Here is a 15024-nt window from a genome sequence, read left to right as displayed (position 1 = left end):
AAAAGCGACGTGCGCAGACACCACAAAGCGCGCGGCCTGGAAGGCAGCACGCACTTACGGTTTTTTTTGAGGTGCCGGGAGAGGCGGCCTGGGTAAGGCCGCCGAATCTTCAGCGAGTTGCTGCCAGTTCCTGTTGGACGCTGGCGACGGTGCGAGGCCAAGGTTTACCAGCCTGAACCTTCGCTGGCAAGGCCTTGATAGCGGTTACAGCTGCATCACGGCTGGCGAAGTTGCCGTAGGTGATCACGTAAAGCGGCTTGCCGTTAAGGTCTTTCTTGAAATAACGGTATTCGCCGCCCTGCTCCTTGACGAAGTTTTGCGCGCTGGCTTCGGAGCTGGTGCCGAGGATCTGCACCACGTAGTTCTTGGCCGGTTGGCTGGTGTACCAGCTGCTGCCAGCGGAGGCCTTGGCTACGGTCGCAGGCTTGGCAGCAGGTGCTGGTTTAGCAACTGGCGCCGGGGCAGGCTTGGCGGTCGCCACCTGGACAGGCGCAGGGGCCGGCTTGGCTACTGGAGCCGGTACAGGCGCGGGCACGGGCACGGGGCTCGGTGCTACGCCAGCGGGTGGCGCGATGGTGGTAACAGTCGGCGGAGTGGCGCTGGAGCCTTCCACTGGCACGCCGTCGTCGCCTTCGGAGATGGCGCCAGCTTCTTCCGCCAACGGGCCGCGCATGACCGGCTGGCCGACCATCGGCAGGTTGGTAGGCTGGCCGGAGCCGGAAAATTCAACAGCTGGCGCGCCGTTAGTGGTTGGTTTGCCCAATGGCAGCTGTGCCTGTTCGGCAGGCGCGGTTGTCGGGGCCTTGCTGCGGCCTGGAATCAACCAGGCGGCGGCGACGGCAACCACTACAACAGCGGAAATTGCCAATACGTGTTTCTTCGGCATGGTGAACCCCATCTTTGGACGCTTCACCGCTGAGCGGCTGGCAATCATGGCTTCGATCATGGCATCCCGGGCGACCTGGTTGATGGTGCCAGGCCAGCCGTCGGAGCTTTCGTGAATATCAGAGATCTGCGAAGCGGAAAAAAGTTCGATTCCCTGCCCGGCACCTTCAAGACGCTGGGCCAGGTATTCGCGGGTTTCTTCTTCTTCGTAAGGCTGCAGTTCGATGACATGGAAGCGCTCTTCCTCACCGCTTAACTGCTCCAGATCGGCAATCAGCGACGACTCACCGAACAGGAACACATGAGGACGACCTTCAGGCGTACCGGCCGCCAGGGCCAGCAACGCTTCAAGGGCCGATTCGTCGAGCTGCTCGGCATCGTCCACCAGCAGGTAGACTTCCTGGCCGGTCAGGCCCAGTTGTACCACTTGCTTGAGGATCGCCGTCGGCTCGGCATTGGACACGTCCAGGGCCTGGGCGATCTGGCGCAGCACGCCCGCAGCATCACCGGCGCCACGGGCTGACACCACCACACTCTGCACTGACTGCTTGTTGGTGCTGGCCACCAGCGCCTGACGCAGCAAGGTCTTGCCACTGCCCAACGGGCCCGTGACCACCAGCAGCAGCTGGCTGTAACGCGCCAGGTGGTGCAACTGCCCCAACACCGGTTTGCGTTGGGCAGGGAAGAATTTGAAACCAGGCACCCGTGGAGCAAAAGGGTCGTGGTTTAACTGGTAATGGCCAAGGAACGCCTCGTCAGCATGCAAACTAGTCATCGGGATCTTATTAACCTTTAAGCTGAGCCAGGGCGCGGTAGTCCGCTCCCAGCGTGGCCTGTAAAATCTCTTTCGGATAATCGTCGGTCACTACCGCTTCGCCCATTCTGCGCAACAGCACCAGACGCAGACGACCGTCGATTACTTTCTTGTCTATCGCCATGTGTTCGAGAAAATCAGCTTCAGTCATCTCCTCGGGAGGAATGACCGGTAACCCGGCGCGCTGGAACAGGCGAATACCGCGATCACGCTCCTGGCTGCTGATCCAGCCCAGGCGTTGCGACATCTCCAATGCCATCACGGTGCCGGCCGCTACGGCCTCTCCATGCAACCACACACCATAGCCCATGTGCGTTTCGATCGCATGGCCGAAGGTGTGGCCCAGGTTCAATGTGGCCCGCACACCGGACTCGCGCTCGTCGGCATTGACCACTAACGCCTTGGCGGCGCACGAGCGGGAAATGGCTTCGGTCAGCGCGACCTGGTCCAGGTCGCGCAGGGCGTCGACATGTTCCTCCAGCCAGGTCAGGAACGGCTCGTCGCAGATCAACCCGTACTTGATGACTTCCGCCAGGCCCGCCGACAGCTCACGAGGTGGCAGGGTATTGAGGGTAGCGGTATCGATCAGCACCACGTTGGGCTGATAGAACGCACCGACCATGTTCTTGCCCAGCGGGTGATTGATGCCGGTCTTGCCGCCCACCGACGAATCGACCTGGGACAGCAGCGTGGTCGGCACCTGGATAAAGTCCACGCCGCGCTGGTAACAGGCCGCCGCGAAACCGGCCATGTCGCCGATAACTCCGCCGCCTAGGGCAACCACGGTGGTGCGACGGTCATGACGGGCAGTGAGCAGGCCGTCGAAGATCAGTTGCAGGGTTTCCCAGGTCTTGAACGCTTCGCCATCGGGCAGAATCACCGAAATAACCGAATACGCCTCAAGGCTGCGACTCAGGCGCTCAAGATAAAGCGGCGCAACCGTCTCGTTGGAGATAATCGCCACTTGTCGCCCGGCAATATGCGGTGCGAACAATTCGGGCTGGTCCAACAAACCTTCGCCAATATGGATCGGGTAGCTGCGCTCGCCAAGATCGACCTTAAGTGTCTGCATGTGTCCCCGCGTTGAAGATGGAAGCAGGCGTCTTGCCCTACATTAACGTTTGTCGGCAACGTAGCGATCTGACGCTGCCTGATGGCTCTACGCCACAACTCAGACGGTCATAACGCGCCGCCGAGGATAGCGCATTTCGCGCCTGGCTTTAACGGGGCGGCAGTTGCTGCAAGCGCTCAAGAATGTCGAGAACCACCATTCGTGGCGGCCGCTCATCGGTTTCCACCACCAGATCGGCGATTTCCCGATACAGCGGATCGCGCAGCGTCAGCAAGTCCCGCAGGGTTTTCGCCGGATCGGCCGTACGCAACAGCGGGCGATTGCGATCGCGAGCGGTTCGACCGACCTGCTGCTCGACAGACGCATGCAGATAGACGACTCGACCACCGGCATGCAGTGCCCGGCGATTTTCATCGCGCATCACCGCACCGCCGCCCGTAGCCAATACCACGCCATCACAGCCACACAGTTCGGCAATCATCGCCTGCTCGCGGTCGCGAAAGCCCAATTCGCCTTCCTTATCGAAGATCCACGGGATATTTGCGCCCGTGCGCAATTCAATTTCCTTATCGGAGTCTTTGAATGGCAGGCGCAGCTCTTTGGCCAGCAAACGGCCGATGGTGCTTTTTCCAGCCCCCATCGGTCCAACAAGAATCAAATTTCGCACAGAATCAACGACTCACAGCAATCGCCTGGTTATTCATAATACGCGGAGTCAGGAATACCAGCAGCTCGGATTTTTTCTCCGAAACCACATCCCGCCGGAAAAGGCGGCCAAGATACGGCACATCGCCAAAAAATGGCACTTTATCTACCACTTTGCTTTGGGTATTGGAGAAAACGCCACCAATCACGATGGTCTCGCCATCCCTGACCAACACCTTGGCATTGACCTCGTTTTTCTTGATGGGCGGCACATCGTTAAGTTTGTTCAGGTAGTCAGGCTCATCCTTGGTAACCCTGACCTCCATGATCACCCAGCCGTCCGGGGTTATTTGCGGCGTTACTTCCAGGGACAGCGAGGCCTCCTTGAACGACACGGAGGTGGCACCCTGGGACGTGGACTCCTGGTAAGGAATCTCGGTGCCCTTGAGGATTCGGGCAGTTTCCTTGTCAGAAGTGACCACCTTGGGCTGCGAAACGATCTCTCCGTTGCCGGTTTTCTCCATGGCCGTCAGCTCCAGGTCCAGCAGCACATTGTCGGTAATAAAGGCGATGCCCAGGCCGGCTGTACCGTTGACCGCACCCAAGTCGACAAAAGGCGAACTGGACGAGTTCTCGGGTTGCTCGCCCTCACCCGATGGCGCTTTGTTGATACCGCCGCCACTCCAGTTGCCCTTGTTCTGGATCAAGCCACCCCAGCGCACCCCCAGGCTTTTGTCATAGTCGACATTGGCCTCGACAATCCGCGCCTCGATCATCACCTGGCGCACCGGGATATCCAGTTGCGCGACGATACGACGCAGCTCGTCCAGGCGCTCTTGGGTCTGGTAGACGAGAATATTGTTGGTCCGATCATCCACCACCACCGAGCCGCGCTCATTGCTCCCACCCTCAAGGCCAGCCGCTGACTGGAACAGCTTGGCCAGCTCAGCCGCCTTGGCGTAGTTGACTTGCAGCAACTCGCGACGCAACGGTGCCAGCTCGGTCAACTGCTGGCGCGATTCCAGCGCCAGCAACTCCCGCGCAGCCAGTTCATCGGCAGGCGCGACCAGCAACACATTGGCTTTCAAGCGCTTGTCCAGCCCCTTGGTTTGCAGCACCAGATCCAGGGCCTGATCCCAGGGCACATCCTTGAGGCGCAGGGTGATCGAGCCCTGCACCTCATCACTGGCCACCAGGTTGAGGCCGGCAAAGTCGGCAATCAGTTGCAAGACGGCTCGGACCTCGATGTTCTGGAAGTTGAGAGATAACTTATCGCCGCTGAACGCGCTGCGCTCGGTACTGAGGGGCGCACCACCGGGAGGCGGCAAGTGAATCAGGTCGACCCGATTGGGCACAGCCTTGACCATCGGTGCTGCGAACGCTATCCATAGCGCCACACCGAAGGACGAAAAAGTCCTTTTCATTATTTGAATTCCGTTATGAATGCACGTTCAAGGCAAGGGTTCGCGAGCGCTCCAGCCACGCGCCCTCGCCATCAGGAAAGAGTTCGACAATCTCGATTTGATCCTCGTGGATGGCCATCACCCGCCCATGGTCCCAGCCCAGGTAATCACCGACTGCCAGACGGTGTACCCCCGCAGCGCCCCGCAGCAGGACAAAGGTCTGCGCTCCACTGGACAGTGTGCCAACCATCTCGAACTCATCGACGGCAAAGCCTTCAAGAAACTGCCGAGGACGGTCAGAGTCTGGCTTCAACCCCGGCCGGCCCGATGGACGACTGACTGGATGGACCTCATTTGGCAGCTGGAAAGGATCTCGCAGTAACGCTGGATCGTAGACAAAGCGCGGCCCCACGACAGCGACCACAGGTTCCTCGAGCAGCGCTGGCACCTGCTGGCGAATCGCGTGTAAACGGGCTTCCAGCGCTTGCACATCGGTACCATTGCCGCACCCGGCCAGCGACCCCAGGCAAAGGAACCAGCACACACCATTGAGGCACCTCATGGCAATGCCCCCTGGTCGTTGTAGCGATAGGTCTTGGCGAGCAGGTTCAAGCGCAGCGGCGAGCCTTCTTGCAGATCGGCAGGCCTGATGACGAAGTCGTGCAAGGTAACGATTCGCGACAGCCCCGACACACTACTAACGAAGGTCGCCAGGTCGTGATAAGCCCCGATGAGGCTGATCTGCATCGGCAGTTCGATGTAAAGCGGCTGAACTTGCTCATCCAACAGCCTGATCTCCTCGAGCACTAATCCGCCAGCCAGGCCCAGCCGGGTGATGTCTTCAAGTAGACCAGGCACCTCGGTAGCCGTCGGCAACCGGTGCAACTGCTCAGCGAAGGCACCCCGCATGACCTCAAGCTGGCGGGCATAGGCCTCCAGATTGGCGGCCGGGCCGACCTTATTGGCAAATTGCTGCTGCAAGGTCACTTCCCGGGCTTCCTGTCGATGCAACTGCTCGCGCAATGCGCTCAAGTAGAGGCTGTCGCCTAACATCAGCAACAGGCAGGCGAGCGCAACACCCAGCAGAATCTTGCGGGGCAAGGGCCAATGGGCGGCGTTGTGGTACAGCGTGGAAAATTCGAGGGTTGTCAGCCTTGGCAGGCTCGACGACAGGCTCATTGCCCCGCCTCGCCGGACTCTCCATGGCCAACCATCAACTGAAAGGCACTGCCAGCCTCTTCGGCCCGCACATGTCGCAAGCTGGGAGCTTGCAGCCCATTTGAGGACTCCAGGTTGCGCATCAAGCGGGCGACGTCATGATTGGATGCTGCAGTTGCGCTGATCTCGACCGAGGTCCCACTCACGGTTATTTCTCGCAACCGCACCCCATCCGGCACAGCACGGGCCAGTTGGTCGAACAGTTGCCCGCCCGCAGAGCGATCACCCTGCAGATCCTCCACGACCTTCATCCGCTCCATCAACTGCCGGCGTTGCTCGCGCAGTTCGTCGATAGTCTTGATCCGCGAATCAAGCACCGTGACTTCCTTGCTCAAGTGGTTGTTACGAGCCACCTGCCGATCGATCGCCTGACCGATAATACGATCCGCCAACCACACTGTAGCTAGTGCAATAAGAGCGCTCACCAGCAAAAACACTAAAAAGTATTTGCGCCGCCGCTCAGCCTGTTCTTCGCGCCAGGGCAAAAGGTTGATTCTTGTCATCAATCGAAACTCCTGAGGGCCAAACCGCAAGCGACCCGCAATCTCTGGGCATCAACAGCCCATTGTGTGCCATTGATCCAACTGCCCGGCGTGATGCTGGCAACGGCCTGATCGGATGCACGCTCCAGCGCAAACGCCTCGACATCGACTATTTGCGTCACCAACCCCGCCAGGGCCAGCACCGCCTCACGGGCCTCGACCTGCTCCTTGAGGCAAGCGGCGAGCAGCACATTGATACGCCCCGCCCCCCTGATCGAGGGGCCCTGGACCTGAAAGTCGATTGCCACCTCCTCCAGCGGATAGGGGATGTACTGATCCGCTTCCAGCCGCAGTCGACGCGCAATCTCGTCATCGTCGAGCCCCGCGTCCATCTCCACCAGGCGGGTAATGACCGACGGCCCCGCCACCGCAACCGCTGCCTTCCTGACAGACGTTTGCGACTGGAACAGTGCCTTGGAAAGCGCCTGCCCGACAACCTCCAGATCAACAATATTGCTGTCGATCACTGCATGGCCCGGCAAAGACTGGGTGGCGTAGGTTCGTACTGTGTAACCGACGCTTGAGCGAGCCAATTCCACCAGCCTTACCTGCGCATCATTGATATCGATACCGAGAACGGTATCGGTTTTTCGCCTGAAAAATCCCTTTACCATAAAACTCCCTAAAGCTTTCCCTGTCTCAGGGCTGGCTACTGCCTGAATTGACGCATTCGGTCGGTTTGATTGAGAGGCGCCCATGACGCCCCAAGCTGAAAAATGCTTTAATGCCCAGCGTTTTTTCCCGCTTTTTATCTGCAGGTCGGGGCGACCCATCGTTTGCCGTGCATGCCCCGACGCCTAACTCATTCTTTTCTCTGGAAATCCAAAAGCCTTGATTCGTCTGCTGAAGTTTTTCGGGTACTCCATTGTCGCTATCGTCTGCGGGCTGCTGCTCGTTCTCAGCGGGGCCTATCTCTACCTTAGTCCGGGATTGCCCTCCGTAGAGACCCTGAGAAGTATCCAGTTGCAGATTCCTTTGCGGGTCTACAGCAGCGATGAAAAACTGATCGCGGAGTTCGGCGAAATGCGCCGCACCCCGATCCTTTTCGCCGATATTCCACCCAATTTCATCAACGCCCTTTTGTCGGCCGAAGACGATAACTTCGCCAATCACTATGGCGTAGACCCCGGCAGCCTGGTCCGTGCAGCCACGCAACTGGTAAAAAGTGGTCACATTCAGTCTGGCGGCAGCACCATCACCATGCAGGTGGCGAAGAACTTCTTCCTCACCAGCGAACGCAGCTTTTCCCGCAAGGCCACGGAAATCCTCCTGGCGCTGCAGATCGAACGGCAGCTGACCAAGGATGAAATCCTGGAGCTGTACGTCAACAAAATCTATCTGGGCAACCGCGCCTACGGTATCGAAGCCGCATCACAGGTGTATTACGGCAAGTCGATTCGTGACGCCAGCCTGGCACAGATGGCAATGATTGCCGGCCTGCCGAAAGCCCCTTCACGCTTCAACCCCCTGGCCAACCCGGCTCGCAGCAAAGAGCGCCGCGACTGGATCCTGGGGCGGATGTACAAGCTGGGCAAGATCGACCAGAGCGCCTATGAAACGGCCGTGACCGAACCACTGAACGCCAGCTATCACGTGCCGACGCCGGAAGTGAGTGCGCCGTACATTGCCGAGATGGCCCGTGCCGAGATGGTCGGCCGTTATGGCAGCGAGGCCTACACCGAAGGCTTCCGCGTTACCACGACCATTGCGAGCAACTTGCAGGAAGTGGCGAATACCGCCGTCCATGAAGGCCTGATCACCTATGACCAGCGCCACGGCTATCGCGGCCCCGAATCACGCCTGCCGGGCAAGACCCTCAGCGCCTGGACCCTAGAACTGGGTAAACAGCGCGCAATCAGCGGCCTTGAGCCAGCCATCGTCACCCAGGTGAAGAAGGATGGCGTGCAGGTGCTGACCCGCACCGGCGAAGAACACGTGGCCTGGGACAGCATGAAATGGGCGCGTCCGTTCCTCAACACCAACAGCATGGGCCCGATGCCCAAGCAGCCGTCGGATGTGGCTCAGGTCGGCGACCTGATCCGCGTGCAGCGCCAGAAGGACGACAGCCTGAAATTCAGCCAGGTCCCGGTGGCACAAGGCGCCCTGGTATCGCTGGACCCACAGAACGGCGCCATCCGCGCCCTGGTCGGCGGTTTTGCCTTCGAACAAAGCAACTACAACCGCGCCACCCAAGCCAAGCGCCAACCGGGCTCCAGCTTCAAGCCGTTCGTCTACAGCGCCGCACTGGACAATGGCTATACCGCCGCCAGCCTGGTCAACGACGCGCCAATTGTGTTTGTCGATGAGTACATGGACAAGGTCTGGCGACCGAGGAACGACACCAACACCTTCCTTGGCCCGATCCGGGTTCGTGAGGCGCTGTACAAGTCGCGCAACCTGGTGTCGATCCGCTTGCTGCAAGCGATGGGCGTCGACCGTACCATCGACTACATCAGCAAGTTCGGCTTCAACAAGCAGGACCTGCCGCGCAACCTGTCCCTGGCTTTGGGTACGGCTACCCTCACACCGATGGAAGTCGCCACCGGCTGGAGCACCTTTGCCAACGGCGGCTACAAGATCACGCCGTACCTGATCGACAAGATCGAGAGCCGCAACGGCGAAACGCTGTTCGTCGCCAACCCGCCGAGCGTGCCCAATGGCGTCGCCGCGACGGATGGTTTGGCAGCGCCAGCCAACGACGGTATCACCATCGAACCGACTCCGGGCGAAGCCCCAACAGGCGCTGCGCCTGCCCCGCAAACGCCGGCTGTGGCCGAACGCATCGTCGACGGCCGCACCACCTACATCCTCAACAGCATGCTGGAAGATGTGATCAAGCGCGGCACTGGCCGCCGAGCCCTGGCCCTTGGCCGCACAGACCTGGCAGGCAAGACCGGCACCACCAACGAGTCCAAGGATGCCTGGTTCTCCGGCTACAACGCCGACTACATCACCACCGTCTGGACCGGTTACGACCAGCCGGAAAGCCTGGGCCGTCGCGAGTTCGGCGGCACCGTTGCGCTGCCAATCTGGATGAGCTACATGGGCGCCGCCCTCAAGGACAAGCCAGCCCACACCCAGGCCGAGCCGGAAGGCATTCTTAGCCTGCGGATAGACCCGATCAGTGGCCGCGCCGCTGTGCCGGGCACACCGAATGCGTACTTCGAACTGTTCAAGAGCGAAGACACGCCGCCGTCGGTCAATGAGCTGGGCAATGGCGCCGCACCAGGCAGCCCGCTGCCAGCGGATGAGGCGGCGCCGATCGATTTGTTCTAATGTAATCTCTCTCACGCTTTGCGTGGGAGCGGTCAAGAGACGGTCCACCGCCACACAACAAAAAGCCCCGACTCTTGCGAGTCGGGGCTTTTTGTTGGTGCGCTACAACGGCTTAGCCGTTGAACACATCATCCACGCTCTTGAGCGGGTAGTTTTTCGGATACGGCAGAGTCGCCACACCGGTCGCGATCGCGGCCTTGGCCACGGCGTCGGAGATCACGGTGATCAGGCGGGCATCCATTGGTTTCGGGATGATGTACTCACGACCGAACTCCAGCTTGATACCGCCGTAGGCGTCGCACACTTCCTGAGGCACCGGCAACTTGGCCAGTTCACGCAGGGCGTTGGCGGCAGCCACTTTCATTTCTTCGTTGATACGCTTGGCACGAACGTCCAGGGCACCACGGAAGATGAACGGGAAGCCCAATACGTTGTTGACCTGGTTCGGATAATCCGAACGGCCGGTGGCCATGATCACGTCGTCGCGGGTGGCGTGAGCCAGGGCCGGGGCGATTTCCGGGTCCGGGTTGGAGCAGGCGAACACAATCGGGTTAGCCGCCATCAGCTTCAGGCCTTCGGCGCTCAGCAGGTTCGGGCCGGACAGACCGACGAATACGTCAGCGCCGTTCAGGGCGTCGTCCAGGGTACGTTTCTCGGACGGATGGGCGAACATCGCCTTGTACTGGTTCAGGTCGGTACGCTCGGACTGGATCACGCCCTTGCTGTCGACCATGTAGATATTTTCCAGCTTGGCACCCATGCTCACGATCAACTTCATGCACGAGATAGCTGCAGCGCCAGCGCCCAGGCAGACGATCTTGGCGTCAGCGAGGTTTTTGCCAACGATTTCCAGCGCGTTGATCATGCCGGCTGCGGTCACGATCGCAGTACCATGCTGGTCATCGTGGAATACCGGGATGTCGCACTGCTCGATCAGCGCCTTTTCGATTTCAAAGCACTCAGGTGCCTTGATATCTTCCAGGTTGATGCCACCGAAGGTGATGGAGATGCGCTTGACGGTGTCGATGAAGGCTTGCGGGCTTTCGGCATCGACTTCGATGTCGAACACGTCGATACCGGCGAAACGCTTGAACAGTACGCCCTTGCCTTCCATCACTGGCTTGGAAGCCAATGGGCCGAGGTTACCCAGGCCGAGAATCGCGGTGCCATCAGAAATGACTGCAACCAGATTACCCTTGCCGGTGTATTTGTAGGCCAGTTCAGGATCGCGGGCGATTTCACGCACGGGCTCGGCTACACCGGGGCTGTACGCCAGCGACAGATCGCGGGCAGTAGCAGTGGCTTTGGTGAGTTCGACACTCAGCTTTCCTGGACGAGGAAAGGCATGATATTCGAGAGCGGCAGTTTTCAAATCAGACATATCGGCATTCCGCTTTTTACTGTTGGACGACGGACCGCCGAGGATACGCGTGTCGCAAAGCCCCTACAAGACTGGGTGGTCACGGGTGTCAAGGGCCCGGCCCTACGACTTTCGGCCAAGAGCCACGGGATACAAGGGCTTAACTGTTCACAATCATACGAAAAAATGTCTACACTTTTTTCTTATTGTGCCAGTTGCAGCATGGCGGGGTCGGTCAATGGCAGGAGCCAGCGGGCCTGACCGCTTTTCAGGCCGCCACGGCGGGAACGGTCCAACACCCAGCCTCGGGCTTCGATCTGCTGGCCCTGAAGGCGCTTGAGCAGAGCACTGTCAAATTGGCCCGCCAGATTGGGTGCAACGCGCAATACCATGGAGCCCTGCAGTTCGATCCAGATTCCGCCACGATTGCGCTCGATCTTGCTCACCCGGCCGCTGACCACTGCGAAACCGGAACGCTCGATCACTGAGGCTTTCTGCACCGGCGACTGACGCCATAGCCCCAGGCGGGCCTGTCGGGCGCTGCGTTCGGCCGCCTGCTGGCAGGCGACCAGATCAACATTAGGTGCGACGGACACCTGAAAACCCAAGCCTTCGGCGAGCAGTTGCGCCTCCATGTTCGCGCCATTGGCACCATAGAGGTGAGCCAGGGTTCGTCCGTAGTGATCTTTGCTCTCCTGGCCGAGCACCAGGCCAACCCGACCGGCGCTGGCATCTACCAGACCTTGTAAACGCTGACGCGCGGCCACTGCGAAGGGTTCGTCGGAACGACCTTTCTTGCCGGTTTCCGGCGCGTTGACACCGATCATGCGCACGCTGCGGCCGTCTTTGAGCCGAACCGTGTCGCCGTCGACCACCCGCTGCACCTCGAAGGTACCGAGAGCAGCCGGCGCGGGGCAAAATACCTCGGCCTGAACGGGCGCCAGCCAAATCGCAGACACAAAAAAGGCGCCCGCAAGGGACGCCTTTTTTATCAACGAGGAGAAGCCCGGCAGGCTTTCCACGCCGTTTGCCTTACTCTGCTGCTGGAGCAGGAGCAACTTTAGCAGCGCCGAAAGCACCGAAACGGGTCTTGAACTTGTCAACACGGCCGCCAATATCCAGAGTCTTCTGCTTACCGGTGTAGAACGGGTGGCACTCGTTGCACACGTCGATTGGCAGAGCTTTGCCGAAGGTCGAACGAGTTTCGAACTTGTTACCGCAGCTGCAGGTAACGTCGATGGCAACGTAATTTGGATGAATATCGGCTTTCATGGTGTATTCCTCAGGCTAGCGTGCCGCCAGTCAACACTATTGTTGAATACCGCACGTAATTAGGCCGCGGATTCTACCAGACCTTTTTAAACGCGCAAGCGGCACCATAAGTCGTTTTCCATCAGAAAGGCCCCTTTCATCAGAAAACCGTGCCATACCCAACACCCTACTCGTCTGCTAGGCTCGCGCCCTTCTTCACCGCCTGTCATATGAGAACCCCCGCGTGCCCGACGCCATTTTGCGCCTCGCCCTGCCCTCGCCCCTGCGCCGCCTGTTCGACTACCGCGCACCTGCCGGCGTGCTGCGGTCGCAGCTGCAACCGGGGATGCGCGTGCGGGTGCCATTTGGTCGGCGAGAGATGATCGGCATTCTGGTGGAAGTCACCGACCACAGCGAAGTACCGACGGAAAAACTCAAGGCCGCTCTGGCCCTGCTGGACGCCACGCCGCCGCTACCACCCTCATTATTCAAGCTATGCCTGTGGACTTCCCAGTATTACCAGCACAGCTTGGGTGACACCCTCAGTTGGGCATTGCCGGTGCTGTTGCGCCAGGGCGAACTGGCCGAAGCCCGCCAGGAGCGGTTCTGGTCAATGACACCCGGCGCACGCCTGGACGACCCGCGCATCGCCCGCGCCCCACGCCAGCGCGAAGCCCTGGCGACCCTGGCCCAGCACCCACACGGCGTCGCCCATCAGTTACTGAGCAAGCTGTTGTTGAGTAAGGACAGCCTGGACTTGCTGCTGGCCAAGGGTTTGGTCCAAGTAGCAATTCGCAAGCACGCCCCCGGCGAGCGCCATGAACACTGGCTGGCCCAGCCGGAACTGCCGCTAAACCCGGAACAGCGCACCGCTTATGAAGCCATTCGTGCAGGCTTCGACAGTTTCCATGCCTTCCTGCTGGCAGGCGTCACCGGCAGCGGCAAGACCGAAGTCTATTTGCAACTGATCCGCGAAACCCTGGAAGCCGGTAAACAGGCACTCGTGCTGATCCCCGAGATCAACCTCGGCCCGCAAACCCTGGCGCGTTTCGAGCAGCGCTTCAATGCGCGCATCGCCCTGGTGCACTCGGCGGTCAACGACCGCGAGCGCCTGGAGTCGTGGTTGGCGGCAAGGGATGGCGAGGCCGACATTATTATCGGCACCCGTTCGGCGCTGTTCACCCCGATGAAGAATCCCGGGCTGATCATCATCGACGAAGAACACGACGGCTCCTATAAACAGCAGGAAGGTTTGCGCTATCACGCCCGCGACCTGGCCCTGGTGCGAGCGCGCCAGGAGAACATTCCGATTGTGCTGGGTTCGGCCACGCCATCTCTGGAAAGCCTGCACAACGCCTACACCGGGCGTTATGGCCTGCTGCGCCTGAATGAGCGGGCCGGTGGCGCCAAGCAGCCGCGCTTCCTGCGCCTTGATGTAAAAAGTCGTCCGCTGGACAGCGGGATTTCCGGGCCGATGCAGCAAGCCATCGGCCAGACCCTCGCCGCTGGCCAGCAGGTGCTGGTGTTCCTCAATCGCCGAGGCTTTGCGCCGACCTTGCTGTGCCACGACTGCGGCTGGATGTCCGAGTGCAACCGCTGCGATGCGCGCATGACCGTGCACCAACGTTCCGGCGAGTTGCGCTGCCATCACTGCGGCCATGTCGAACGCGTCCCGCGCCATTGCCCGAAGTGCGGCAAAGTCGACCTGCGTCCTGTTGGCGCAGGCACCGAGCGGGCTGAGGAACGCCTGGGGATTCTGTTTCCGGACTATCCGGTGCTGCGCGTTGACCGCGACAGTACGTCGCGCAAGGACGCGATGAATCAGCTGTTCGCCACTATCCAGAAGGGCCAGCCGTGCATTCTTGTGGGTACGCAGATGCTTGCCAAAGGTCACCACTTTCCACGGGTGACCCTGGTATCGATCCTGGATGCCGATGGCGGGCTGTTTTCCGGGGATTTTCGCGCCAGCGAGCGCATGGCCCAGCTGATCGTCCAAGTCGCCGGGCGTGCCGGGCGTGCTGAGGAGCCGGGTAAAGTGATCATCCAGACCCACCTGGCCGACCATCCGCTGCTGATTCAACTGACCGAACAAGGCTATTTCGCGTTTGCCGAACAGGCCTTGAGCGAACGCCGCTGCGCCGGGCTGCCGCCGTTTTCCCATTTGGCCTTGCTGCGGGCTGAAGCCCATAAACCTGGGCAAGCCGAGGGTTTTCTCGATGAAGCGTGCAGCCTGGCTGAACGTTTGCTCGGTGAACTGGGATTGACCGGCATTGAATTACTGGGCCCCGTGCCAGCCCCGATGGAACGCCGCGCCGGTCGCTATCGCGCGCAGCTACTCTTGCAGGCTAACGCCCGCGCGCCGTTGCATCGTTTATTAAGCAGTTGGCTGCTGGCCCTGGAGCAAATGCCCAGCGGGCGGCAAGTACGTTGGTCGCTGGATGTGGACCCAGTAGATTTGTACTAACCCCCTTGCAGGAGCAAGCTTACTACTTGGGGGTTGGGTTCTCCCGATAGAACCCGAAGGTCCGCCAACCTGTCTGAGCGGTTGGCAAGCACGC

At 60.2% G+C, this 15024-nt stretch carries 12 protein-coding genes and 1 pseudogene; 2 read left to right on the top strand and 11 right to left on the bottom strand.

What is annotated here, in order from left to right; genetic code table 11:
- Positions 1–109 precede the first annotated feature (109 nt).
- From ACZRJ6_RS18730 to pilM, 8 genes and pseudogenes are all read right to left on the bottom strand, one after another.
- On the bottom strand, positions 110–1660 hold the full coding sequence (locus tag ACZRJ6_RS18730) for an AAA family ATPase (protein ID WP_463969023.1): 1551 nt from the start codon (positions 1658–1660) through the stop codon (positions 110–112).
- A 10-nt stretch (positions 1661–1670) separates the two neighbouring features.
- The gene (gene aroB, locus ACZRJ6_RS18725) at positions 1671–2771 is read right to left on the bottom strand and encodes a 3-dehydroquinate synthase (RefSeq protein WP_133101323.1); all 1101 of its coding nucleotides are present in this window, start codon (positions 2769–2771) and stop codon (positions 1671–1673) included.
- Positions 2772–2919: 148 nt separating this feature from the next.
- The gene (gene aroK, locus ACZRJ6_RS18720; RefSeq protein WP_017138567.1) at positions 2920–3438 is read right to left on the bottom strand and encodes a shikimate kinase AroK; all 519 of its coding nucleotides are present in this window, start codon (positions 3436–3438) and stop codon (positions 2920–2922) included.
- A gap of 4 nt (positions 3439–3442) precedes the next feature.
- Positions 3443–4702 (bottom strand): annotated as a pseudogene (locus tag ACZRJ6_RS18715) (type IV pilus secretin PilQ); the annotation flags it as partial.
- 151 nt (positions 4703–4853) lie between these two features.
- The gene (locus ACZRJ6_RS18710) at positions 4854–5381 is read right to left on the bottom strand and encodes a pilus assembly protein PilP (RefSeq protein WP_463969022.1); all 528 of its coding nucleotides are present in this window, start codon (positions 5379–5381) and stop codon (positions 4854–4856) included.
- Positions 5378–5998: a type IV pilus inner membrane component PilO gene (locus ACZRJ6_RS18705; RefSeq protein ID WP_463969021.1), complete on the bottom strand. Its 621-nt coding sequence runs from the start codon at positions 5996–5998 to the stop codon at positions 5378–5380. The genes ACZRJ6_RS18710 and ACZRJ6_RS18705 overlap by 4 nt, the downstream gene beginning before the upstream one ends.
- A complete protein-coding gene (locus tag ACZRJ6_RS18700; RefSeq protein WP_463969020.1) occupies positions 5995–6540 on the bottom strand; it encodes a PilN domain-containing protein in 546 nt (181 codons plus the stop codon). Before ACZRJ6_RS18700 ends, ACZRJ6_RS18705 begins: the two co-directional genes overlap by 4 nt.
- Positions 6540–7193: a type IV pilus biogenesis protein PilM gene (pilM, locus tag ACZRJ6_RS18695; protein WP_463969226.1), complete on the bottom strand. Its 654-nt coding sequence runs from the start codon at positions 7191–7193 to the stop codon at positions 6540–6542. Before pilM ends, ACZRJ6_RS18700 begins: the two co-directional genes overlap by 1 nt.
- A 217-nt stretch (positions 7194–7410) precedes the next feature.
- Here pilM and ACZRJ6_RS18690 point away from each other — a divergent pair, with 217 nt between their 5' ends.
- Positions 7411–9855: a penicillin-binding protein 1A gene (locus ACZRJ6_RS18690; protein WP_463969019.1), complete on the top strand. Its 2445-nt coding sequence runs from the start codon at positions 7411–7413 to the stop codon at positions 9853–9855.
- Positions 9856–9967: 112 nt separating this feature from the next.
- Here the strand turns inward: ACZRJ6_RS18690 and ACZRJ6_RS18685 are convergent, their stop codons facing one another.
- The 3 genes from ACZRJ6_RS18685 to rpmE form a co-directional block, all read right to left on the bottom strand.
- Positions 9968–11236 (bottom strand): malic enzyme-like NAD(P)-binding protein, encoded by a 1269-nt coding sequence (locus tag ACZRJ6_RS18685; RefSeq protein WP_149411257.1) that lies wholly within the window; start codon positions 11234–11236, stop codon positions 9968–9970.
- A gap of 182 nt (positions 11237–11418) precedes the next feature.
- The gene (locus ACZRJ6_RS18680) at positions 11419–12237 is read right to left on the bottom strand and encodes a thermonuclease family protein (protein ID WP_463969018.1); all 819 of its coding nucleotides are present in this window, start codon (positions 12235–12237) and stop codon (positions 11419–11421) included.
- A gap of 10 nt (positions 12238–12247) precedes the next feature.
- Positions 12248–12487, bottom strand: a complete 240-nt coding sequence (gene rpmE, locus ACZRJ6_RS18675) for a 50S ribosomal protein L31 (RefSeq protein ID WP_133101315.1) — start codon at positions 12485–12487, stop codon at positions 12248–12250.
- Between the two features lie 223 nt (positions 12488–12710).
- On the opposite strand from rpmE, the gene ACZRJ6_RS18670 reads away from it, so the two are divergent.
- Positions 12711–14930 carry a primosomal protein N' gene (locus ACZRJ6_RS18670; protein ID WP_463969017.1) on the top strand — a complete coding sequence of 740 codons (2220 nt, stop codon included), beginning with the start codon at positions 12711–12713 and terminating at the stop codon, positions 14928–14930.
- Positions 14931–15024 lie beyond the last annotated feature (94 nt).

It is taken from the genome of Pseudomonas sp. C321, from assembly GCF_055407105.1.
The sequence above is the reverse complement of the archived record's forward strand: the minus strand, read 5'-3'. Positions and strand labels throughout refer to the sequence as shown.